The organism is Staphylococcus sp. HMSC62B09, from assembly GCF_001839115.1.
Lineage (GTDB): Bacteria > Bacillota > Bacilli > Staphylococcales > Staphylococcaceae > Staphylococcus > Staphylococcus haemolyticus.
The window spans coordinates 1-438 of record NZ_KV840171.1 but is presented as its reverse complement, the minus strand read 5'-3'; the positions used below and the strand labels follow the sequence as shown (position 1 = coordinate 438).

Here is a 438-nt window from a genome sequence, read left to right as displayed (position 1 = left end):
CATCAGAATCGCTATCTGCGTCTGAATCGCTGTCCGCATCTGAATCATCTTTAGCACCATGGATGATTACTTCATCTTGTGGTTCTTCAATGATTTCTCCAGTTTCAGGATCTTTCAAGCCATCTTTACCTGGGATAACTTTAGTTTCACCTTCTGGTAAGTTTGGATCAATTTCTTCACGTGTACCATGAGGAATAATTTCAGGTGCATAGTTAACAATTTCGTCTATTGGTTCTTTCGTTACTTCCGTTGTTGGTTCGCCTTCGCCTACTTTTTCTCCCGTTAATGGATTAATTGTAGTTGGTGTTGTTGTTGTTTTTTCACCATTTTCACCTTTTTGAGCTACTTTATCAGGACTACCTGGTTCCATTGTTGGATCTAATACGCGTTTAGTTTCATATGGAATTTCTTCTTTAGTAACCTCTGGTTCGCCTGCTT

General features: G+C 39.3%; 1 protein-coding gene. It reads right to left on the bottom strand.

From position 1 onward, the window contains the following. Positions 1–438, bottom strand: a 438-nt coding sequence (locus HMPREF3265_RS12065) for a G5 domain-containing protein (RefSeq protein WP_176746630.1), incomplete at both ends; no start/stop codon positions are given.